Origin of the sequence: Oliverpabstia sp., from assembly GCF_022785585.1 — a bacterium.
Lineage (GTDB): Bacteria > Bacillota > Clostridia > Lachnospirales > Lachnospiraceae > Oliverpabstia > Oliverpabstia intestinalis.
In genome coordinates this window covers 1-20,775 of sequence record NZ_JALFPR010000099.1, presented here as the reverse complement: position 1 = coordinate 20,775, position 20,775 = coordinate 1, and the positions used below count along the sequence as shown (strand labels likewise).

The window sequence follows — 20,775 nt, the reverse complement described above, 5'->3', positions numbered from 1 at the left end:
GCCAAGGTCTCGTGCAACCACGGACTTTTTATGTCAAGGTGGTTCGATGGTTATAACTGCTTGAATCCCTGCACCTTCTGTTTTTGGTGCCATGTCTGTTTAGAGTGCAAGAAGTTTTTGAATGTCCAGTTTTCCCCATCCCTGGCGGTTTCTTGGATATCCGAGATCCAAACAGGATTCCCGCAGCAGCATTTTTACTTCCACATTTGTAAGAAAAGGATCTTTCTGTAACAACAAAGCAATAGCTCCCGAAACTCTTGGTGTGGACATTGATGTTCCGCTTTTGATGGCATAGCTGTTTCTTTTGTTGGCACAGGAGATCACATCTGCCCCGGGGGCCACCAGATCCGGTTTGCAGACACATTCTGCTGTGGGACCGGCACCGGAGACAGAACTGATCCGGTCCAGCATATCACTTGCTCCCACAGTGATCACTTTCTTACTGCTGCCCGGGGCTGTGACACTTCCATATGCAGGTCCCATATTACCGGCTGCGGTCACCACAACAAAGCCCTGATCCCATGCCTGTTCCACTGCTTTTATCAGTCGTGCGGCAGCTTTTGAATCCATTGCGGCAGCGCCCACAGAAATATTGATGATTCGTATTCCATAGAGGTTCTGATTGAAAGAGATCCACTGGAGTGCCCGTAAAACATCCTGTAAGCGTCCGTTTCCACGCCTGTCGAGTACTTTTGCAGCAACCAGGTGACACCCGGGTGCAACACCCTGATAGCGTCTGTCACTGGCTGTTCCGTCGCCTGCAAGAATTCCTGCCACATGTGTTCCGTGTCCGGAGTCATCATAAGGGTAAGGACGGTGTCCGAGAAAATCCTGAAATCCCCGGATCCGTTCACCAAAATCGATATGGGGATACAGTCCGGTATCTAAAATGGCAACGCCAATACCGGTTCCTGTCCATGTATTTGTGTACATAGAAAATCCGGCCTTTTTTCTATGGTATGATATAAAAGGTGAAAGGGAAAGTGGAAACGGTGCATATAGTAAAAAAAAGACCAACAGGTATGATATGAGTCAGCACCAGGATGCTATCTATGCAAATGACAGAATAGATCTGATCCTTCCTTACGGAAAAATTGACGAGGAATTCTATCAGCAGATCATTGCTCCGTATGAACCTACTGTGATCAACGATCAGTTTGTAGTGATCCATATACCGATTCGGCCGAATGGACTTCTTGAAAATATACGGTTTGTGTACAGTCTGGTTCCGAATCTGTATGTTCCTCTGGATACAACCAGTCTGGAAGTCAGCGGAATCCTACAGACACAAAATCAACCAGGGCTGAATCTTCATGGAAAAAATGTGTTACTGGGATTTGTGGATACGGGAATCAATTATACGCATCCGGCTTTTTTATCAGCAGATGGACAGACGCGGATCGTGGAAATCTGGGATCAGACAGTGCCCTCTTCCACCGGGGACGGACCTTTCGGGTATGGGACCGTCTATACGGCAGAACAGATCCAAGAGGCAGTAAATCTGGAAAATCCTCTTTCCCTTGTGCCGGTGACAGATCCGGAAGGACATGGAACCTTTATAGCGGGGGTAGCTGCCGGAAGTGAAAACCGGCAGCAGGAATTCATCGGAGCAGCCAATGAGGCTCAGATTGCGGCAGTGAAGCTAAAGGAAGCAAAACAGCCGCTTCAAAATTTTTATTTTTATTCCGGAGAGAAACCGGTATATCAGGAAAATGATATTATGACGGGAATTCAGTATCTTGTGGAACTGGCAGAACGCCTGCAGCTGCCGTTGGTGTTGTGTCTGGCACTGGGGAGTAACCAGGGAGATCATATGGGATATACCCCCCTTGATCTCACTTTACGGAGACTGGATACGGTTCCGGGAATTGTCTGCGTTACTGCAGCGGGAAATGAAGCAGGAAAGGCACATCATTATTTGGGTAATGTTACAGGATATACCCAGCCCACATCTGTGGAAATTCTGGTTCCCGAGGGCTGTCCTGGATTCTTTGCAGAACTGTGGGGCTTTCCACCGGAACTGTTCTCGGTAGGCTTTCGCTCTCCTTCCGGGGAGATAATTCCGCGGATACCGGCAAGGCTTGGACAGATGCAGAATATTCCGCTTTTTCTTGATCGTACCCACATTGAACTATATTATGAAGTAATACAGAGTACTTCCGGCAGTCAGCTTATTTTTCTTCGTTTTGTTATGCCCACACCGGGAATTTGGACGATACAGGTATATGCATCCGGTAATACCAGAAGTGAATTCCATCTGTGGCTTCCCATAAGTGGATTTGTGTCTTCGAATATCATCTTTCTTATGCCGGATCCTTATACAACCATCACAGCACCGGGAAATTCCCCATATGTGATTACCGCAGGGGCTTACGATGCTTACAGCAAAAGTATCTATCTCAATTCCGGCCGTGGCTATACAAGAAATCAACAGGTCAAGCCGGACCTTTGTGCCCCGGGGGTGAAGGTGTCCGGACCGGGAATCAGGGACAGTTATGTACAGCGGGACGGAACGAGTGTTGCTGCTGCCCTGACAGCGGGAAGCTGTGCTCTTTTGATGGAATGGGGACAGAAATTGCCGGTTCCCCGCTATCTGTCAACCTATGAGATGAAGAATCTTTTGATTCGCGGAGCAATCAGGAATCCGGATCTTTTTTATCCCAACCGGGAATGGGGATATGGAACTCTGGACGTTTATCAGGTGTTTCGTGCGATTTCCACAACTTAAAAACTTTTTGGTGAATCCGTAACCATCTGTATGTCCATTCCATAAGATGAAGTGTAATCAATCCTAAACGGAGGAATACTTCAATGAGTGATATCACTGCTACAAACTGCGGATGCGAACGGGACTGTGGATGTAACAATGGATGTAACGGCGGATGCAACAATGGATGCAATGGAAACGGACTGTTTAATTTCTGGGGCGGAAACGGAAACTGTAGCTGCATTCTCTGGATCTTGATCCTACTGGCTTGCTGCGGAAACAATGATGGCTGTGGCTGCGGAAACAATGACAACAACTGCTGCCTGATTCTGCTGATCCTTCTGTGCTGCGGCGGATGCGGAAACGGCTGCTTCTAAGCGTGTCTGAAAAAGGTTTTTCGTGAGCTGCGAGTCCCACTTTGTGGGAAATTTTATCCGAATGAGGGTAAAATATACCGCAAAGTGGGGCTTGCAGATTGCGGAAATGATTTTTCAGACACGCTCTAGTACATCGTTTCGTTAATAATTGTATTATTCCCTGCGCCTGCGGTGTCTGTTCCCTGCCGCAGGCGTATATCTACATAATAGTGTGATGTGAATTAAGTCAAAGGATGACACGTGACAGTTATTGCCGGGAGTCCGGGGAAAAGAGATCGGAAATCCTGGTATGCAATGTACTAAAAGGCAGGTACGTTCAATGGTTACGCACCTGCCTTTTGACAATATAGAATAGTTATATCAGCATGTCGCATGCATGATTATATGTGTTTGATTGTATAGCTTCCATAACCACTCTCGCAGATCGAACTCTCAAAGAAGTAGGCAGCAGCACGGATCAGATATCCGGTATCTTCACTTCCTGCGGTTTCATAAGGTGAATGCATGGCCAGCTGTGGAAGGCCGATATCTACGGTATTTAACGCTACCTGTGTGTTGGAGATATTACCAAGGGTAGAGCCACCTGCCATATCAGAACGGTTTAAAAAGGTCTGATATGGTACATCTGCCCGTTTGCAGATTTCCTGGAAGATACCTGCGGCCATGCCGTCTGTAGTATATTTCTGATTGGCACTGTATTTGATCACAATACCTCCATTCATATACGGACGGTTGGTCGGACACGCCTTATCTGTATAGTTTGGATGTACGGCATGAGCATTATCTGCGGAGATCATAAAGCTGTTTGCCAGATATTTTCGGTAAGCGGACTGGTTTTTTCCCATTGCTTCACAGATGCGGATCAACGTATCGCGAAGCAATGTAGAAGCAGCCCCCTGCTTGCTGGAACTTCCCACTTCTTCATTGTCAAAGACACAGTGAAGCGGAATACTTTCTCCGTCCTGTGCCTGTAAGAAACCTTCCAGTGACGAGAATGCACACTGCAGATCGTCCAGACGACCGCAGGAAATATATTCTCCCGAAGCACCCCATACAGTACCGGGAGTCCGGCTGTATACATAAAGATCGTGTGCCAGAATATCTTTCCGGGCAACACCGGCAAGTGCTGCCATTTGTTCCATAAAGGTTCCTTTTGCGTTTTCATCTCCATACAGAGGAAGGAGCTCTTTCTGCGGATTAAACGGAACGCCGTTGTTGGCATCACGGTTCATGTGGATCGCGAGGCTTGGTATCATCACCAGGTCCTTTTTAACATCCACCAGTTTTGTGACAATCTGCTCTCCGTCTTTCACTACCAGGCGGCCAGCTACGGACAGCGGACGGTCAAACCACGGAGCGCAGAGCATACCGCCATATTTCTCTACGTTCAGTTTTACATAATGTCCTTCTGCCTCTATCTCCGGGTTCTCTTTAATCTTGAACATCGGGGAATCGCTGTGGCTTGCCATGATCTGAAAGCCTTTCCACTCCTTTGCCGGGATACGGAAGGCAATAATGGATGAGCCGTTGCGGATCACATAGTATTTTCCACCTGCCTGCAAGTTCCAGTCAGATCCCTCAAGAAGTGGCTGGTAGCCTTCTGCCTTCAGTCTGCATCGCATCGCTTCGATCGCATGAAATGCAGTCGGACTGTTTTCAATGAAAGAAAATAATTTTTCTGTTGTCATATTATGCATTTTTTTTACCTGTACTTGCATGAATTCCACGGTTTTCATCTCCGGTTTCATTGACACCGAATTCGTAGTCGTTGCCCGGCAGAATGATGTTCAGCAGAATACCTGCGATTGCTGCGATAGCAAGTGCTGTCAGGGTAATTGGAGTGCCTGCGATGGTAAAAGTGATACCATTGCTGAATCCAAGACCGCAGACAAAGATGACACCTGCGATGATCAGGTTTCTTGATTTGGTCAGGTCTACTTTGTTTTCCACCACGTTACGCACACCGATTGCAGAAATCATACCATACAGCATAAAGCTGACACCACCGATGATTGAAGATGGCATGGTACTGATGATGGCGGATACTTTCGGGATAAAGCTGATGATGATCGCAAAGCATGCAGCGATACGGATAACCAGCGGATCATGTACACGGCTCAGTTCCAGAACGCCGGTATTTTCTCCGTAGGTGGTATTGGCCGGTCCGCCGAGAAGGCCTGCCAGAGCTGTAGCAAGACCATCTCCAAGCAGTGTTCTGTGAAGTCCGGGTTCTGCCAGAAAGTTTTTCCCAACCGTCGCAGAGATGGCAGACATATCACCTACGTGTTCCATCATAGTTGCGATAGCGATCGGAGCCATAACGAGGATGGCAGTCACGTCAAATTTTGCGAACTGCATCGGCGGAAGACCTATCCAGTTTGCAGTACTTACAGAAGAAAAGTTCAGGATGGCAGAGCCGTCCGGATTGGTAATTCCCATCGCGTTCATGATCAGTGCAACCACGTATGAGATCACAACCCCCATCAGTATCGGGATAATTTTAAACATACCTTTTCCCCAGATGTTAAAGATGATAATTACGGCCAGAGCAACAAGTGCGAGAAACCAGTTGGTGGAAGCATTATTGATCGCAGAACCGGCAAGAGTCAGTCCGATACAGATGATGACCGGTCCGGTTACTACCGGAGGAAGGAACCTCATCACACGTTTTACGCCCACCAGACGAATGATCAGAGCAAGCACCAGATACATCAAACCGGCTACAACCACACCACCGCAGGCGTATGCAGCTTTGTCATTAACACTCATGGTTGCATACATACCGGTGTTCAGGTTGGCTACTGTTGAAAATCCCCCAAGGAAAGCAAAGGATGATCCAAGAAATGCAGGAACCTGGAACCTGGAGCACACATGGAATAACAAAGTGCCGAAACCTGCACAGAACAGCGTTACGGCGACGGTCAGTCCGTGTGTCGGACCTTCGCCACAGGCATCTGTAAAATAGCTGTTTACCAGAATCGGAACCAGAATGGTTGCACCGAACATGGCAAACATATGCTGCAGACCAAGGATCAACATTTTGGGGATTCCGAGTTGTTTGGCATCGCGAATCACATCATTTGTTTGATTTGTCATAACGTCTCCTTTTTCTTATTGTATTATTTTTTGCCTGTTCTATTATAGGGGTATTTCTGGTGGATTGCAAGGGAATTCCTTTCGGTTTTCGCTCCAGACATTCGATATCCAGTTCGTAGAGTGCGTTTCCGTCAATAACAAGTTTTTGCGTCTTTCTTTTTTGATTTTCCATACCGGATACTTCCTTTCAAAAGTCACATTCCTGCTTATATCTTATGCAGCCGGCTTCTCTTTTTCCGATGTGAAGCATAAGATAGTAGAAAAAACGGGGAAATTATATGAATGAAGACCGTATAGCTCCGATGACACCTCTGGATCAGATGCTGGCTCAGGATTCTTTACAGATGCTGAAAGCCGCCGTCCCTTATTTTCCGGCAGATGCACAGCGGGTTTTTGCTTTGTATGCAAAAATGATGGAACTTTCCCATACAATTGCAATGTTTTCCGGAGGTCCTGCAGAACTGATGATGATGTCCGAAGAGTCCGGAACTTCGCAGCCACTGGATATTCTGCAGCAGCTTCGAACGTATGCAGGTGAAAGCCAGAAAGAAATGATTGATCAGATCTTATTTGCCTTTCACGCACTGGAGATTTTGCAGATGCCTAAGGAACCTGCAGATCCGCTTGGATAAGGAGGTAAAAGTTTTATGACTCAGGAATGGATGAAGGATTCGACACTGGAAGGAATTGATCCGGCTAAGATGGCACTGTTACAGTCTCTGATACAACAGGGAAGTAAAAAAAATCAGAACGAAATGCTTGCATTTTTAATGTCCGCAGCAGCCAATTCAAAGAAAAATGGACTGCAGTTCAGCCCCGGAGAGATGGATATGATTACAAAGGTGTTAAAAAAAGGAAAATCATCACAGGAAATTGCAAAAATGGATCGGATCTTGTCGATGATGAAAATGCTTCGGAGGGAATAAAACGATAAAATTATCGGAAGATTTAAAAAGAAGAGATATCTGTAATTACTCCACAAATATCTCTTCTTTATATTTTATAATTTTCAGTTGTTGTATTCTATTCCTGCATAGAAAGAACACTGCGGTTCTGCCACAGGTATGTGATCAGAGAAATTACGGTCAGGATCAAAGAAGCATAGATCAGAATCTGCTCCACAATCACAAAACCACCACCCAGGTTTGCAATCAGAATGATGATCATAAACATCTGGCAGACAGTTTTACATTTGCCCCAGTAATTAGCTGCGATAACTACGCCATTGTCGGAAGCGATCAGTCGGAAACCACTGATAACAAATTCGCGTCCGATGATGATGATAACGATCCAGCTCGGGATCCGGGACATATCAACCAGGCAGATCATGGCAGAACAAACCAGCAGTTTGTCTGCCAGTGGATCCATGAACTTTCCAAAATTAGTTACCAGATTATCCCGTCGCGCCAGATAGCCATCCAGCATATCAGTCAGACTTGCTATAACAAAGATAGCAAGTGCCATCCATTTGGACCAGGTGCTAAAATTTCCAAGAAGAAATACTACAAAAAACGGAATCAAAATAATACGAAGCATCGTAAGTTTATTCGGTGTATTCATCTGCAATCTCTCCTATCAAATCATATTCCAGGGATCCTGTTACGTGTGCTTTTACAAAATCACCAGACATCAGAAGTTCTCCGGTATTGATAAACATATAACCATCAATGCCCGGTGCATCTGCGTACGTACGTCCCACATAAGCATTTTCATCTGCTACTTTTCCCTCTATCATCACCAGATAGTCTTTTCCCACACAGCTTTCTCCTCGTTCCAGAGAAATTTCCTGCTGCAGTTCCATAAGTTCTGCCTGGCGATCCTGTTTGACTTCTTCCGGAATCTGGTCCTCCATAGTTGCTGCCGGTGTATCTTCTTCCGGAGAATACGTAAATACACCAAGACGGTCAAATTCCATCTGATCCACAAATTCCATCAGTTCCTCATGATCTTCCTGAGTTTCTCCCGGAAAACCGGTAATCAGCGTGGTTCGAAGGACAATATCCGGGATCTCTCTGCGAAGAGTAGAAACCATGTCGATCAGCTGCTGTTTTGAAGTACGTCTTCCCATTCGTTTCAGGATTTTATCACTGGCGTGCTGGATTGGCAGATCCAGATAATGACAGATTTTTTTCTCATCACGAATCGTCTCGATCAGCTCCGGATAGATTTCTTCCGGATAACAGTACAGAACACGGATCCAGACAATTCCGGGAATCTTACAGAGCTCTTTTAATAACAGGTGCAGTGATTTCTTACCATAAAGATCTGTTCCGTAGATGGTGGTTTCCTGGGCTACCAGAATCAGTTCCCTGACGCCTTGTTCTGCCAGCTGTTTTGCATGCTCAATCAGAGTTTCCATGGGAACGCTGCGATAGTTTCCTCTGATTTTCGGAATGATACAGTAAGTACAGTGTTTGTTACATCCTTCGGCTATCTTCAGATACTCATAAAAACCGCCGGTTGTGATCATACGCTTGCCGGGCATCTGCGGTATGCCCTCCAGTGGTGTAAATACATGACTTACTTTTCCTTTCAGGGCTTCATCAACGGCATCTAAAAGAGCTGCCTGACTGTTAGTACCTAGAACGGCATCTACTTCCGGGATCTCTTTTGTGATCTCTTCTTTGTAACGCTGAGCAAGACAGCCGGTCACAATCAATGCTTTCAGATTGCCTTTGGTTTTATAGTCAGCCATCTCAAGAATCGCCTGAATACTTTCTTCTTTTGCATCATGGATGAAACAACAGGTATTGACGACAATCACATCTGCCTGCGATTCATCATCGGTCACTTCGAATCCATGGCTTACCAGCGCCCCCAGCATCTCTTCTGAATCAACCAGATTCTTGTCACATCCGAGAGACATGAAAAATATATACATAGATTAATAAATCCTTTCCATTGGTTAAAAAAGAGATGCCAGCACGCTCATGCAGCATCCCCTCTTATTGACCTGATTATTCTTCTGCGTTTTTGTCTTCCGCTTCCAGTTCTTTTTCAAGAGCTGCTTCTGCCTCAGCTTCTTCTACATCTTCAGTGTCCGGGATGATAGTTACTTTTCCTTTATAAACCTCATCTACGGCGATAGAAAGTGGCTTATTCAGCGAATAACTTACCATCGGTTCCGCACCTGCGATCAGCTGTCTAGCACGTTTGCTGGTAGCAAGAACGATGGAATATCTGCTGTTGCATACAGGAGTATCGATCTCCTCAACGTCTTTGTTTACTGCCTGGATTAATTCTGTATAAGATGGATGTATCATAATTTATTCTCCTTTCATTTCTTTGAGTTCTTTTTGTATATCAGCAACCAGATCAAGATTCTCAGAGACCTTCAGGTGCTGGCTCTGAATCAGCTGGTGAACTTCCTTTACACAAGTATCCAGATCATCGTTGATGACCAGATACTGATAATGATCCATGATCTCGGATTCTTCCGCAGCACGGCGCATACGGTCGTTGATCACGTCCATGGTTTCCGTTCCACGATCTATCAGACGGTGTTTGAGCTCTTCCGCAGATGGCGGGGTTACAAATAATAACAGAGCCTGCGGATTCTTTTCTTTTACTTTCAAGGCACCTTGCACTTCAATTTCCAGAATGACATCTTTACCGGCAGCCAGCTGTTCTTCTACATAAGCTTTCGGTGTGCCGTAATAATTATCTACATATTGTGCATATTCATACAGCGCATCCTGACGGATCAGTTCTTCAAACTCTTCTTTTGTCTTAAAAAAATATTCCCGTTCGTTTTCTTCTCCCGGCCGCGGATTCCTTGTAGTCGCCGAGATGGACAGTGCATAACATTCATAGTTCTTCATTAGTTCTTTGACTACTGTTCCTTTTCCGGCACCTGAGAAACCGGAAATAATTACCAGACTTCCTTTTTTACTCATCCAGATCACCTTTTTCTTCTATAATTTTTTCTGCATGAAGACGCTTTCCGATAGTATCCGGCTGTAATGCCGATAACACCAGAAATCCTTCCTGGGTGACAAGTACTGCTTTTGTTCGCCTCCCCTGGGTAGCGTCGATCACTATCTTCTCTTCTTTTCCTTGCTGCACCATTCGTTTGACCGGAGCAGCATCCGGACTGACTACGGCAACTATTTTGTCACGGTTGACTATATTACCGAATCCGATATTAATAAAACCGGCCATTGCGTGCCCTCATTCTGCGGATTATTCAATATTCTGAATCTGCTCCCGCACTTTCTCAATCTCTGTTTTCAGGTCAATTGCCAGATTGGATGTTTCCAGATCATTTGCCTTGGACAGTATGGTGTTCGCCTCCCGGTTCATCTCCTGTGCAATAAAATCCAGTTTTCGGCCAATGCCTTCACCATCGGCGAGTACTTCCTTCATATGACGGATGTGACTTTTCAGACGAACTGTTTCTTCATCTGTGCAGATCTTGTCTGCATAGATGATAACCTCTGACGCGATTCGGCTTTCCTCAATCTGTGTATCGCTTAACAGTTCTTTCATCTTATCTTCCAGTTTCTGCCGGTACTCCTGGAGAATCTGCGGTGAACGCTCCTCCACCATTCCAACTTTTTCAAACATCTGATCAAGTTTCTGCAAAAGATCAGTCCGGAGGTTCTCCCCTTCCGTCTTCCGTGTCTCAACAAACTGTTCACAGGCTTTCCGGAGTACCTGTTCCAGAAGTCCCCATAATTCTTTTTCATCCGAATCCACTTCTTCCATTGTAAATACATCCTGGAACCTGCCAAGCTCCGCTGCGGTGATGTCGTTACAGATACCAAAGGTATCTGCCATCTTCTTAAAATATGCCATATACTGGCTGGCTACTTCATGATTATACTGCAAAATCATGTGAGACTGTGTAAAATCCTCGTAACTGATAAAGATATCGACCTTTCCTCTCAGCATGTACTCTTTTAACAGTGTACGGATTGCACTGTCGAAAAAGCTGAGCTTTTTCGGCATCTTGATGTTAAAATCCAGATACCGATGATTTACAGATTTGATTTCGACCGTAAATTTATGCTGCTCGTCCTGTGCCTCGGCTCTTCCAAATCCTGTCATACTTTTAATCATAATAGTTTTCTCACCTTAAATAATTCCTTAATTATTGCTTAATATGCATATGTTTTTATTATAAGTCATTACAAAACCCTAGTCAAATCCTTTTTTTCTGTTATAATAAAAATATTCAAAGAAGGAGTGTGTTTTTATGGCTTTTGACGGGATCACAATTGCAAATATTGTAACAGAATTAAATCAGACCATCACCGGCGGTAAGATCAACAAGATCGCCCAGCCGGAAAATGATGAGTTGATCATAACCATTAAAAATCAGCGGAAACAGTACCGTCTGTTTTTATCAGCCAGTGCTTCTCTCCCGCTGATTTATCTGACGGAAACTAATAAACCAAGTCCACTGACGGCACCCAACTTCTGTATGTTGTTAAGAAAACATATCGGGAGTGGCAAGATCATCGCGATTGAACAGCCGGGTATGGAGCGGATCATCCGTTTTACTATTGAACATCTGAATGAACTCGGTGATCTGTGTACCAAATATCTGATTGTGGAGATCATGGGAAAGCACAGCAACATTATCTTCTGTAACGAAGAGGATCAGATCATCGACAGTATCAAACATGTGTCAGCTCATATGAGTTCTGTGAGAGAAGTCCTTCCCGGGCGTCCGTATTTTATACCGGAAACACAGTCAAAACTGAATCCGTTTGTATTAACGGAAGAAATCTTTCAGGAAAAGATTTTTCCGCGTCCTGTGAATGTGGCAAAAGCAATCTACACTTCTATCACGGGAATCAGTCCTCTGATGGCAGAAGAAGTTTGCTATCGCGCCGGCATCGATGGCGGTATTCCAACCGACGGACTTGAGGATGTGGAGCGGGTACATCTGGCACATACTTTTCTTCGCATGGTAGATGACATCAGGGACGGGCATTTCGAACCAAACATTATATATAAAGGAAAAGAGCCGGTAGAATTTGCCTGCTTTCCACTGTCTCAGTATCAGGATTACCGTGCTGTCTCTTATCCATCGATCTTCCCGGTGTTAGAGACATATTATGCTGAAAAAAATATTGTCACAAAGATGCGTCAGAAAACAGTAGATCTGCGAAAAATCGTACAGAATGCACTGGAGCGAAATGTAAAAAAATATCAGTTACAGCAAAAACAGTTGAAGGATACAGAGAAAAAAGAAAAATACCGTGTCTGGGGAGAGCTGCTGAATACTTACGGCTATGAAGTGGAGCCCGGTGCAAAGTCCATGGAGGCGTTGAATTATTACACCAATGAAATGATTCAGATTCCACTGGATGAAACGATGACCCCACAGGAAAATGCCAAGAAATACTTCGATAAATACAGCAAGTTAAAGCGAACCAAGGGAGCACTGGATACACTGTTGCAGGAAACCGGAGATGAGATCAAGCATCTGGAATCCATTGCCGCTTCTCTTGATATTGCCTCATCGGAAGAAGATCTTGTACAGATCAAAGAAGAAATGATGGAATATGGATATGTAAAGCGGAAAAATACAGGAGGAAAAAAAGTAAAAGTCACCTCTCGTCCATATCATTATATTTCCAGCGATGGATATGATATCTATGTCGGCAAAAATAATTTTCAGAACGATGAGCTTTCTTTTAAGTTTGCTTCCGGCAATGACTGGTGGTTCCATGCCAAAGGGCAGCCGGGATCCCATGTGATCGTAAAATCAAAAAATGAAGAACTTCCGGATCGCACCTTTGAAGAAGCAGGAAAGCTGGCAGCTTACTATTCCAAGGGCAGACAGGCACCGAAGGTGGAAATTGATTATACACAGAAGAAAAATCTCCGGAAGCCAACCGGCGGGAAACCGGGATTTGTTGTATATTACACAAACTACTCCCTTCTGATCGAACCGGACATTACGGGACTTCAACAGATACAGTAAAAGGAGGCAACGCCATTGAAGAAAACAAAGGATTCTCAGGAAACAAAGATCCTGAGAAAACCGGTTGCACGGATTGAGACAACCGCGGATACCGGACTTACTCAGGCACAGGTGAAAGAACGGATGGAAAAAGGATGGAGCAATGCCCCGGTGGATTCTCCTTCCAAGACGACCAAGGAAATTATTATCAGCAATGTATTTACGTATTTCAACCTGATTTTTCTTGTGATTGCAGTTCTGCTGCTTCTGGTCGGTGCATTTCGTGATCTGACTTTTCTCCCGGTCATTATCTGTAACACTCTAATTGGTACTATTCAGGAGATCCGTTCCAAGAAAGTACTGGACAAGTTGAGTGTGTTGAATGCGCCTAAAGCTCCTGTTGTGCGTGAAGGAAAGCTTCAGACGCTTCCCGCAGAACAGGCGGTGCTGGATGATGTGGTAAAATTTCAGGCGGGAAATCAGATCTGTGCCGATGCTACTTTGATTGACGGGGAGGTACAGGTCAACGAATCCCTTCTGACCGGTGAATCTGATGAGATCACCAAAAAACCCGGGGACACGTTGATGTCCGGAAGTTTTGTTGTTTCCGGCTCCTGTCTCGGACGACTGGAACAGGTAGGTGCAGACTCTTATATCTCAAAACTGACACTGGAAGCAAAGGCAACCAAAGAAGGGGAACAGTCTGAGATGATCCGTTCCCTGGATAAACTGGTTCAGATTGTTGGATTTCTGATCATTCCGATTGGTATTGTTCTTTTCGGACAGCAGTATCTGCTTGGCGACAGTTCCATCAAGACCAGTATGCAGGCTATGGTTGCGGCCATCATTGGTATGATTCCGGAAGGGTTATATCTGCTGGCCAGTGTAGCTCTGGTAGTCAGTGTAATGCGATTGGCCACGAAAAAAGTTCTTGTACATGATATGAAGTGTATCGAGACGCTTGCCAGGGTCAATGTGCTGTGTGTTGATAAAACCGGTACCATTACCGAAAATACCATGAAGGTTCATGATGTGGTTTCTCTGGAACCATATGATAAAGAAGAACTTCCCCCATTGAAAGAACTGCTGGGTGATTTTGCCCAAGCTATGTCAAAAGATAACATTACAATGGCAGCAATGCAGGAATATTTTACACAGGGAAGCGGACAGGTAGCTACTTCAGTAACTTCATTCTCTTCCGCTTTCAAATACAGCAGTGCTACTTTTCATACGACTTCTTATGTGCTTGGTGCACCGGAATTTGTTCTTCGGGATGATTATGAAATATATAAAGAAACAATAGAATCTTATGGAAGCGAGGGTTATCGTGTCCTGGTTTTCGGTCGATACGAGGGAACTCCGGACGGAAAAGCACTGACAGAAGCAGTGATTCCTTATGGTCTTGTATTGCTGGCCAATCCGATCCGTAAAGAAGCCTGGGAGACATTTCAGTATTTTGCAGATCAGGGTGTGGATATCAAGGTTATATCCGGTGATAATCCGGTTACAGTATCAAAAGTAGCTTCTCAGGCGGGAATCGCCAATGCGGATAATTACATCGATGCCAGTCAGTTAAAAACACCGGATGATATCAAACGAGCAGTGTTAAAATATACGGTTTTCGGTCGTGTGACACCGGATCAGAAGCGACAGTTTGTCCGTGCATTGAAAGAAGCAGGGAAAACCGTTGCAATGACCGGTGATGGTGTCAACGATGTACTTGCACTGAAAGACGCTGACTGCAGTATTGCGATGGCCTCGGGAAGTGACGCAGCAGCACAGGCTTCTCAGCTTGTATTGCTGGAATCTAATTTTTCGTGTATGCCTTCGGTTGTACTGGAAGGACGTCGGGTCGTTAATAATATCGAACGATCTGCAAGTTTGTTTCTGGTAAAAAATATTTTCAGCTTTCTGCTGTCGTTGTTTTCTATGGCGTTTATGATCACCTATCCGCTGGAACCATCTCAGATTTCCATGGTGGCCATGTTTACCATTGGTATTCCGGCATTCCTGTTGGCAATGGAACCGAACAAGAAGATGATTGAAGGCCATTTCCTTACGAATGTGCTTTTAAAAGCGCTTCCGGCCGGACTTACGGATGTACTGATTGTAGGATTCCTTACAGTATTCGGGCAGACGTTTGGAATGTCAAACGAGGAAATTTCCACGGCTGCTACTCTTCTGCTTGCAATTGTCGGACTGATGATTCTGTTTAAAATCAGCAAACCGATGAATGTATTCCGCTGGATTGTGTGGTCGGCTATGGTGGCTGGATTGTTGTTCTGTGTGATTTTTTTGAAGAATCTGTTTGGAATTGGAGTGATGACACGGAAGTGTTGTATGACGCTGATCGTGTTTGCGGTTGCTACGGAGCCGTTGTTGAGGTATATTTCGCAGATTGTGACGGGGATTCGGAAACGGGTGTTGCGCAGACGGGAAAAACGGCTGGATAAAAAGTATCCTAGGAAACGTGGAGAATAAAAAGGTATTAACAAACGGACGCAGTAAGGAGTCGAAGCCCGGTTGGAACAACGTTGGCAGGTGAATTTTGAACTATGTGCTAAGTGCGACTAGGCTCTTCGCGGAGAGCCGCTCAGCGCCAAGTCTTACTAAGCACAGGATTTCAAAATTTCACCTAACCGCCAACAAAGTGTTGTTCCAACCGGGCTTCGACTCCTTACTGCTGTTTATTAATAACCGGAAGAAATGAAATAGTTCCAATTTTATCACATATATCATCGCGATGATTAATGCGGAATTTCCTAGAGTGTGTCTGAATCAGGATTGTTGTGTCAGGTACTCTTCGGTTGTCATGAACTCTACGTGGAGCGGTGACAATCCCTGTAAGATGTGCAGGGTTTCTGCTTCAAGGATCGGGTTCAGGCCGGAGGTGGCATCGGTGAGCCAGATGAGTTTGCAGCCGAGGTCGATGCCTTCAAAGAAAGTGGAAAGGACACAGCATTCGGAGACAACGCCGGTGAGGATGATGCGGTCGGCTTTTCGGGCAGCCTGACGGATGGCGGGTACCTGAAAGGAGGAATATGTGCTTTTGTCGTAGATGAGGTACGTTTCGGCTGCTTCTTTGATTCCATCCATCAGTTCATTCATCCAGGGATCTTCATTAATTTTGCGGTTCAGCTCGTTATAGGTTTTCCAGGTTCCAACCGGGTGTTCGGCGGCGATATAGCGGGTGAAAATAGTCTGATTTTTTGGATGTTTTTCCAGAAGTTTCAGGATATTTGCCTTTGTGTGCGCTACAGTCTCACATGCCCATGGCTGGTCGGGAAGGTATACATTTTGCATATCGATTACTAATAATAAATCATTCATGATACAAATCTCCTTTTATTAGATATTCTGCTTTTCTATCTCATCAACAAAACAAAGAATCTAAATTTGTAACTGTTCAGTAAACTTACAGTCACCTGAATTTCACTATAAAGATATCTATGGGAAAAGTCAATCCTGTTTTCTTATTCAGTAACCTGTTGCAGAACATTCCATTGCTTTATATTTACAATTGACAAGACAGTTGTAAAGTGTTAAGGTAAACAGGCAAATATTTTTAGAAAGAAGGTTTTGATTATGTCTGAAAACCTGATGCCGCATATCCGTCTTCCGAAGGATCTGGATGTGGACTGTGTACTGTTACCGGGAGATCCGGCACGGGCAGATACGGTAGCTTCTCATCTGGAAGACGCCAGACTGCTTGCATCAAACCGGGAATTTCGTAGCTGGCAAGGCACATATAAGGGCAAAAAAATGTTGGTTACTTCTACCGGAATAGGTGCTGCTTCCTGTGCGATTGCTGTGGAGGAACTGATCCAGTGTGGTGTTCATAACCTGATCCGTATTGGAAGCTGCGGAGCCCTGCAGCCGGAATGTGCTCTGGGCGATCTGATCTTTGTAACCGGGGCGATCCGGGACGATGGCACTTCTGCTGCTTATGTGGAAGCACAGTATCCTGCGATACCTGATTTTGATCTCCTGAGTGCCTGTCGGGAAAGTGCAGTTGCTGAAAATATTCCTTATCACCTGGGAATCTGTCGCAGTCACAGCTGCCTTTATAGTGATCGGAACCCGGAACTTTACAGTTATTGGGCCGGAAAACGAGCAATTGCTTCTGATATGGAAACCGCAGTGTTATTTGTACTCGGTTCCCTTCGTGGTGTGCGTACTGCATCGATTTTAAATGTTGTTGCCGCCTCTCAGTCCTCTGTCGCGGATGATATTGGAAAATATGCCGCCAAAGAGGCAATTTCCATGAGTGGGGAAGAAAGAGAAATTCTTACAGCGCTGGAAGCATTCACCAGAATCCAGAAATAATCAAAACCAAAATATCTGAAAATCATCCGAAAAACAGATGGTATACAACTTTTGTATCCTGCATTTCTGATGATACAGATAAAAAATCACATCGAGGGAGGATGAATCATGAAAAAGATTTTTAAAACACAACTGAATGCCGCCGTCATCGTTCTGATACCGGCATGTATCGGAATCAACTATCTCGGAAAACTGTTCGCCAGTTTCCTGAAACTGCCGTTATGGCTGGACAGCATCGGAACCTGTATCGGTGCAGCACTTGGCGGACCTATCATCGGAGCCATCTGTGGTGCTGCAAACAACCTGATCTACGGATTTACCACCGGTGATAATATTACACTGATCTATGCACTGACCAGTCTTTTCATCGGTCTCGTTGTCGGTATCATGGCACGTATCGGATTTATGAAAACATTCCCAAAAGCTCTGTTAACTGCATGTGCGGGCGGACTGGCAGCTGTTGTGGTTTCCACACCACTGAACATTCTGTTCTGGGGCGGAACAACCGGAAACGTATGGGGTGATGCAGTATTTGCCGCAACACAGGCAGCAAAACTTCCACTGGCACTTGGTTCTCTGCTGGATGAGATCGTTGTAGATGTACCGGATAAGTTGATCACACTGATCATCGTATTCCTGATTCTCAAAGGTCTTCCAAAGAAACTTACCACTCTGTATGATACAGAAGAAACTATCGAAAGTCTGGATTAATTTATGAAAACCATCAGTTTATACACAAATAACGGAAGCTGGCTGACACAGCTTCATCCATTTACCAAATTATGGTATCTGGCAGCAGCAATCTGCATTCCCCTTCTGACTGGTTCAGTGTGGGGATTTGCAGTGATGATCATAATCAGTTTTGTACTGCTAAAAAGCGGCAGGCTTATTAAAAAAGCCCTGCCGCTGATTGCATTTTCTTTTACAATTATTCTTACAATTTTTCTGATTCATGGTCTGGTCAATCAACAGAACAAGAATGTACTGTTTGCCATCGGATTTCTCAGGTTTTATAAAGAAGGATTATTGTATGCAGCGCATATCGGATTAAATATTCTGAATATGCTTCTGTCTTTCGCAATTGTCGTTTTATCCACCCGCCCTTCCGAGCTTGTGGATGAGTTGGAGCGAAAGGGATTTTCTCCGCGATTTGGTTATATTATCAATTCTGTGTTTCAGATTATTCCGCAGATGATGGGGACGATGCATACCATCACCGATGCCCAGAGAAGCCGCGGTATGGAAACAGAAGGTAGTCTTCTGGTTCGTATCAAGGCGTTTCTCCCACTGATCTCGCCGGTTGTTATGAGTGCGCTGACAGCTACCAGAGAACGGGCAATCGCATTGGAAGTACGTGGATTTGGTGCAAAAGGATTAAAAACCTGGATGCATCCCCATCAGAAGACAAAAGCAGACCGGATCTTCAGCTGGCTGTGTATTGCAGGGTTGATTCTGGCACTGGCAGGGAGGATTTATTTATGGCTTTCTTAGAAGTAGAACATTTGAAATATCGCTATCCCCATACAAAAAAGCTGGCGTTGGATGATATCTCCTTTACTGCTGAGAAAGGAGAATTCATTGGAATTATCGGAGAGAATGGTGCGGGAAAAAGTACGCTCAGCCAGGCTTTCTGCGGACTGGTTCCTCAGTTTTACAAAGGTGCTTACGGAGGTAAAGTGACTGTTGATGGAATTGCTGCTGCTACCACACCTACTGCGGAACTTTGCAAAAAAGTCGGGCTGATCTTTCAGAACCCTTTTAACCAGCTTTCCGGAGCGAAAGATACTGTTTGGGATGAAGTAGCCTTTGGGTTGGAAAACTTTGGCGTACCGGCTGAACAGATCCATGAACGCCTGGATAAGGTTCTGCATCAACTGGACATCTGGCAGTTTCGGGAGAAGAACCCATTTGATCTGTCCGGTGGACAGATACAGCGTGTGGCCATTGCTTCTGTTCTTGCCATGGAACCGGAGATTCTGCTTCTTGACGAGCCGACATCCCAGCTGGATCCACAGGGAAGCGAAGAGGTTTTCCATACAGTAGAGTTACTTTCCCAAACAGGTATTACTATTTTTATGATTGAACAGAAAATGGAGAAACTGGCATCTTACTGTGACAAAATATTACTCTTACATGAAGGTAAGCAGATTGCTTTTGACACACCGGAAAAGATCTTCTCAAGACCTGATCTTGCAGAATTAGGTATTTGTCCTCCCTATGTAACCCGTTATTGTGTCGAACAGCATATTTTTCGTCCGGATGGTACGTATCCTGTAGTTGTTGAGGATGTGAAAGAAGCTTTGAAAAGAGACAAAGAAAGAAAGGTTACACTTCCGCAGCTGGCAGATACTGTCCTGGCAGAAGCACCAGAAAATCGATTTGATGTGAGAAATCTTAAGTTTTCCTATACAGAAGATCATCCTATTTTTGAAAACTTCCAGTTGTCTCTGGATCAGCGCCCTACGGCAATTATCGGACAAAATGGTGCCGGAAAAACCACACTGGTACGTTTACTGAAAGGTCTGTTAAAGCCTTCTGCCGGAACAATCCTCTACCAGGGAGAAGATATTTCCAGGCGTACGGTGGCCTCTCTTGCCGGACAGGTGGGTTATGTTTTTCAGAACCCGGATGACCAGATTTTCAAGTACAAGGTCATTGATGAGGTTATGTTTGGTCCGTTAAATATCGGTATGCCAAAAGAAAAAGCTATGGAAAAAGCCATGGAAGCGTTGGCACTGACAGAATTGACTCCCTATGCGGGTGAAAACCCGTATGATCTGGAACTCTCTCAACGGAAACTGGTTGCGATTGCTTCTGTTCTTGCGATGGATACAGATGTAATTATTCTGGACGAACCGACGATTGCACAGGATTACAGTGGAAAAGAGATTATACGGAACATTATTGCCAGTCTTTCCGAGCAGGGAAAACTGGTATTGGCGATTCTTCATGATATGGATTTTGTAGCGCAGTGTTTTTCGAGAGTTGTAGTTCTTGCCCATGGACAATTACTGGCAGACGGTACACCTTCGGAGGTATTTGTACAAGAGGACGTATTGAAAAAGGCTGCTCTTGATATGCCACATCCGTTACAGCTTCGGAAAGCATTGGAACAGATACAATGACAGAGGTCTGTAACAATATATAAAAAGTCGAAACTGAAATTCACGAAAAGTGATTTCAGTTTCGACTTTTTGATTTACGCGTTACACATCTAATGAAAACTCTTCAGCCAGTTTACCAGTGAATCATGCCAGATGTTGTCAGCTACGCTCTTCTTCATCTGATCGGTCACCGGACCGTTTCCGGCCATCTTCTCAAGGATAGCCGCCTGAAGTTCGGATACCGTCATC

Annotated in this window: 21 protein-coding genes and 1 pseudogene; 10 read left to right on the top strand and 12 right to left on the bottom strand. The window is 44.9% G+C overall.

The window, feature by feature from the left end:
* Window positions 1-99 precede the first annotated feature (99 nt).
* Complete coding sequence (locus tag MSA64_RS07095) at window positions 100-933, bottom strand: S8 family peptidase (RefSeq protein WP_022172450.1); 834 nt, start codon at window positions 931-933, stop codon at window positions 100-102.
* Window positions 934-1,027: 94 nt separating this feature from the next.
* Here MSA64_RS07095 and MSA64_RS07090 point away from each other — a divergent pair, with 94 nt between their 5' ends.
* On the top strand, window positions 1,028-2,728 hold the full coding sequence (locus MSA64_RS07090; RefSeq protein WP_205839884.1) for a S8 family peptidase: 1,701 nt from the start codon (window positions 1,028-1,030) through the stop codon (window positions 2,726-2,728).
* 239 nt (window positions 2,729-2,967) lie between these two features.
* Here MSA64_RS07090 and MSA64_RS12190 read toward each other — a convergent pair whose 3' ends face one another.
* Window positions 2,968-3,141, bottom strand: coding sequence for a hypothetical protein (locus MSA64_RS12190; protein ID WP_442945316.1), 174 nt, complete (start codon window positions 3,139-3,141; stop codon window positions 2,968-2,970).
* On the opposite strand from MSA64_RS12190, the pseudogene MSA64_RS12015 reads away from it, so the two are divergent.
* Window positions 3,091-3,229 (top strand): annotated as a pseudogene (locus tag MSA64_RS12015) (DUF6783 domain-containing protein). The gene MSA64_RS12190 and the pseudogene MSA64_RS12015 sit on opposite strands and share 51 nt — an antisense overlap.
* Window positions 3,230-3,464: 235 nt before the next feature.
* Here MSA64_RS12015 and MSA64_RS07080 read toward each other — a convergent pair.
* From MSA64_RS07080 to MSA64_RS07070, 3 genes are read right to left on the bottom strand one after another with little or no spacing between them, the layout of a single operon-like run.
* A complete protein-coding gene (locus MSA64_RS07080; RefSeq protein ID WP_154431325.1) occupies window positions 3,465-4,781 on the bottom strand; it encodes a M18 family aminopeptidase in 1,317 nt (438 codons plus the stop codon).
* The gene (locus tag MSA64_RS07075) at window positions 4,774-6,180 is read right to left on the bottom strand and encodes a uracil-xanthine permease family protein (protein ID WP_154431245.1); all 1,407 of its coding nucleotides are present in this window, start codon (window positions 6,178-6,180) and stop codon (window positions 4,774-4,776) included. The genes MSA64_RS07080 and MSA64_RS07075 overlap by 8 nt, the downstream gene beginning before the upstream one ends.
* Window positions 6,161-6,352 carry a hypothetical protein gene (locus tag MSA64_RS07070; protein WP_277663952.1) on the bottom strand — a complete coding sequence of 64 codons (192 nt, stop codon included), beginning with the start codon at window positions 6,350-6,352 and terminating at the stop codon, window positions 6,161-6,163. The genes MSA64_RS07075 and MSA64_RS07070 overlap by 20 nt, the downstream gene beginning before the upstream one ends.
* Window positions 6,353-6,458: 106 nt before the next feature.
* Here MSA64_RS07070 and MSA64_RS07065 point away from each other — a divergent pair, with 106 nt between their 5' ends.
* Complete coding sequence (locus tag MSA64_RS07065; RefSeq protein ID WP_154431246.1) at window positions 6,459-6,812, top strand: hypothetical protein; 354 nt, start codon at window positions 6,459-6,461, stop codon at window positions 6,810-6,812.
* Window positions 6,813-6,827: 15 nt separating this feature from the next.
* Complete coding sequence (locus tag MSA64_RS07060; RefSeq protein WP_277663953.1) at window positions 6,828-7,106, top strand: hypothetical protein; 279 nt, start codon at window positions 6,828-6,830, stop codon at window positions 7,104-7,106.
* Between the two features lie 97 nt (window positions 7,107-7,203).
* Here MSA64_RS07060 and pgsA read toward each other — a convergent pair whose 3' ends face one another.
* From pgsA to MSA64_RS07030, 6 genes are all read right to left on the bottom strand, one after another.
* Window positions 7,204-7,740, bottom strand: coding sequence for a CDP-diacylglycerol--glycerol-3-phosphate 3-phosphatidyltransferase (gene pgsA / locus MSA64_RS07055; RefSeq protein ID WP_022172437.1), 537 nt, complete (start codon window positions 7,738-7,740; stop codon window positions 7,204-7,206).
* Entirely contained in the window at window positions 7,724-9,061 is a 1,338-nt protein-coding gene (rimO, locus tag MSA64_RS07050) for a 30S ribosomal protein S12 methylthiotransferase RimO (protein ID WP_277663954.1), read from the bottom strand. Before rimO ends, pgsA begins: the two co-directional genes overlap by 17 nt.
* A gap of 76 nt (window positions 9,062-9,137) precedes the next feature.
* Window positions 9,138-9,443, bottom strand: a complete 306-nt coding sequence (gene rpoZ / locus MSA64_RS07045) for a DNA-directed RNA polymerase subunit omega (RefSeq protein ID WP_154431248.1) — start codon at window positions 9,441-9,443, stop codon at window positions 9,138-9,140.
* A 3-nt stretch (window positions 9,444-9,446) separates the two neighbouring features.
* Complete coding sequence (gene gmk / locus MSA64_RS07040) at window positions 9,447-10,076, bottom strand: guanylate kinase (RefSeq protein WP_154431249.1); 630 nt, start codon at window positions 10,074-10,076, stop codon at window positions 9,447-9,449.
* On the bottom strand, window positions 10,069-10,341 hold the full coding sequence (locus tag MSA64_RS07035) for a DUF370 domain-containing protein (RefSeq protein ID WP_106492982.1): 273 nt from the start codon (window positions 10,339-10,341) through the stop codon (window positions 10,069-10,071). Before MSA64_RS07035 ends, gmk begins: the two co-directional genes overlap by 8 nt.
* Before the next feature lie 21 nt (window positions 10,342-10,362).
* Complete coding sequence (locus MSA64_RS07030) at window positions 10,363-11,241, bottom strand: YicC/YloC family endoribonuclease (protein ID WP_154431250.1); 879 nt, start codon at window positions 11,239-11,241, stop codon at window positions 10,363-10,365.
* A 136-nt stretch (window positions 11,242-11,377) separates the two neighbouring features.
* Here MSA64_RS07030 and MSA64_RS07025 point away from each other — a divergent pair, with 136 nt between their 5' ends.
* Both MSA64_RS07025 and MSA64_RS07020 read left to right on the top strand, forming a co-directional pair.
* Window positions 11,378-13,117 (top strand): Rqc2 family fibronectin-binding protein, encoded by a 1,740-nt coding sequence (locus MSA64_RS07025; RefSeq protein ID WP_154431251.1) that lies wholly within the window; start codon window positions 11,378-11,380, stop codon window positions 13,115-13,117.
* Between the two features lie 123 nt (window positions 13,118-13,240).
* Entirely contained in the window at window positions 13,241-15,577 is a 2,337-nt protein-coding gene (locus MSA64_RS07020) for a cation-translocating P-type ATPase (RefSeq protein ID WP_287891130.1), read from the top strand.
* Window positions 15,578-15,874: 297 nt separating this feature from the next.
* Here the strand turns inward: MSA64_RS07020 and MSA64_RS07015 are convergent, their stop codons facing one another.
* Window positions 15,875-16,426: a cysteine hydrolase family protein gene (locus tag MSA64_RS07015; RefSeq protein ID WP_117523715.1), complete on the bottom strand. Its 552-nt coding sequence runs from the start codon at window positions 16,424-16,426 to the stop codon at window positions 15,875-15,877.
* Between the two features lie 255 nt (window positions 16,427-16,681).
* Between MSA64_RS07015 and MSA64_RS07010 the strand changes: the two genes are divergently transcribed.
* From MSA64_RS07010 to MSA64_RS06995, 4 genes are all read left to right on the top strand, one after another.
* On the top strand, window positions 16,682-17,422 hold the full coding sequence (locus MSA64_RS07010) for a nucleoside phosphorylase (protein ID WP_277663957.1): 741 nt from the start codon (window positions 16,682-16,684) through the stop codon (window positions 17,420-17,422).
* Between the two features lie 108 nt (window positions 17,423-17,530).
* The gene (locus MSA64_RS07005; protein ID WP_154431254.1) at window positions 17,531-18,133 is read left to right on the top strand and encodes an ECF transporter S component; all 603 of its coding nucleotides are present in this window, start codon (window positions 17,531-17,533) and stop codon (window positions 18,131-18,133) included.
* A 3-nt stretch (window positions 18,134-18,136) separates the two neighbouring features.
* Window positions 18,137-18,913: an energy-coupling factor transporter transmembrane component T family protein gene (locus MSA64_RS07000; protein ID WP_154431255.1), complete on the top strand. Its 777-nt coding sequence runs from the start codon at window positions 18,137-18,139 to the stop codon at window positions 18,911-18,913.
* The gene (locus tag MSA64_RS06995) at window positions 18,901-20,547 is read left to right on the top strand and encodes an ABC transporter ATP-binding protein (RefSeq protein ID WP_287891117.1); all 1,647 of its coding nucleotides are present in this window, start codon (window positions 18,901-18,903) and stop codon (window positions 20,545-20,547) included. The genes MSA64_RS07000 and MSA64_RS06995 overlap by 13 nt, the downstream gene beginning before the upstream one ends.
* Window positions 20,548-20,775: the final 228 nt, after the last annotated feature.